The sequence below is a fragment of the Endozoicomonas sp. ONNA1 genome (genome assembly GCF_024606325.1).
GTDB lineage: Bacteria > Pseudomonadota > Gammaproteobacteria > Pseudomonadales > Endozoicomonadaceae > Endozoicomonas_A.
The window spans coordinates 1-1785 of the sequence record NZ_JAHHPN010000346.1; the positions used below are offsets into that span (position 1 = coordinate 1).

Annotated in this window: 1 protein-coding gene; it reads left to right on the forward strand. The window is 41.2% G+C overall.

What is annotated here, in order from left to right; all coding sequences use genetic code 11:
* The first annotated feature begins 1246 nt into the window (after positions 1-1246).
* Positions 1247-1771 carry an ABC-three component system protein gene (locus KDK19_RS07835; protein ID WP_257291689.1) on the forward strand — a complete coding sequence of 175 codons (525 nt, stop codon included), beginning with the start codon at positions 1247-1249 and terminating at the stop codon, positions 1769-1771.
* Positions 1772-1785: the final 14 nt, after the last annotated feature.

A 1785-nucleotide genomic window follows, 5' to 3' on the forward strand; every position in this document is an offset into this window, starting at 1 on the left:
AAATACAGGCAAAGGGATGGCTCACTGCGTTCGCCACCCTTGCTGCCAGCGTTAGGTGCCAAACATCAACGTCAGATTCCAGAAGTTCAAGCTTAACTTGTGCATACATCAAGCACGCACAGAGTTGTTCAAAGCAACAAAATATAAAATGTGCCAACACATTTACTGGCCTTATTGAAAATGACAAAAATAAGGGTATCGGATCCACTTTCTTGCAAAACGAGTTTCACCCGTGTTGTCACAATCAGCAAAATAAAGTCTGTGCAAGCAAATTCCGCCTGTAAGTTCGTGCCAACAATTTCAAACGACATTTTGTTTATAACTGGCAAGCAAGGCATTGTGCCAAACAAATATTATTTCCCAGCAAAGTCGAAGCAAACTTATCGTGCCAGCAGCTGCACCTAACAAATCGTTCCAGCCGACCGCCTACGGCGGCGGCTGAACTCAAGCGTTAGGTGCCAAGGCTCATACCAAGAGTTCAAATCTTTGAGGTCAGTCTGTGCCGGTAGATTTTTTTGCTCAGTAGATGAGGGCAAAACTCTATATCTGTCGTGATTTTTGGGTTTCGTTTTTGCTGGCGATCAGCATTGTTATTTTTTGACCTATGCTTTGACGCCAGCACAAGCTTCTGAGCTTCTATCGAGTTTTGGGGTTGGCTCAGTGTTTCTGGCGAGCAAGTTCTTTAGCTTTTGACCTTTGCTTTCACGCCAGTTTCAGCTTGGTCACCTTCTCCGCAGGTGGCAGTCAGTTAGTTTAAACAATCTGGTTAGTTTTTTGGTTCCGTGCCGCTGGCGGTCCGGCATTTGAGTCGTTCTCAAGGGTTGGTGTGGGTTCAGTGCTTCTGGCGGTTTGACTCAAATCTCTCACAGGCAAAGTGCCGCGCCAGTTTCAGCATGGTCACCTTCTCGGCTTTTTGCTCAGGGTTTAAGTCCGTCTCCTCTGCCTTTCTCAGCAGGTGCCTGACAGAAAGTTCTGAGCAAGCGGCGAGAAAAGAGACTTCGGGTTGGGTGTCATCAGAAAAATCGGAGTGAAAATAGCACCTAACAAATGGTTCCAGTTCGTTCCGGGGCTGCGCCCCTCCACCCGACGCCGCCGTCGGCGGCGCGGCTGAACCAGGCGTTAGGGCTAAGCTCAAACAAATACTGTTAATGTAGTGAAAAATTATACACAAAATTTGTCGTGTACTAATTCTATTCAAAAGATATAATGTTAGAATCAATTGATTCCATATAGCGTAAGGTCGTGTATGGCAAATAAAAGAAAGTCTTTTAGCGAGAACACAAATATCGCATTGTTCAATCAGGTAAATGGTATTTGTCCATTATGTGATACGCCTTTGTTATATGAAAAAAATGGATCTAAATATAAAAAATATGAATTAGCACATATATATCCATTAAATCCTAAACCTGAAGAGACCATTGTTCTTAAGGGGGTAGAACAATTAAGTACAAACGTTGACGATGATGACAATTTAATCCCTCTTTGTAAAATATGTCATGGCAAATTCGATAAACCAAGAACACGAGATGAATATAATAATTTAGTAGCGATAAAGAAAGGTCTTATTGCAAAAACTAAGCAGCATGAAATATGGCATCAATATCAAATAGAGCAAGATATAAATAAGATTATTTCCTCACTCTACGATGAAAATATAAATTTAGACGTAGAAGAGATTGAATATGATCCAAAACAAGTAGATAGGAAAGCAGATAAAAGTTTAACCAACTTATTTCAGAGATGCTTTCAAACTGATCATAAATCTTAATGATGTTGTTAATA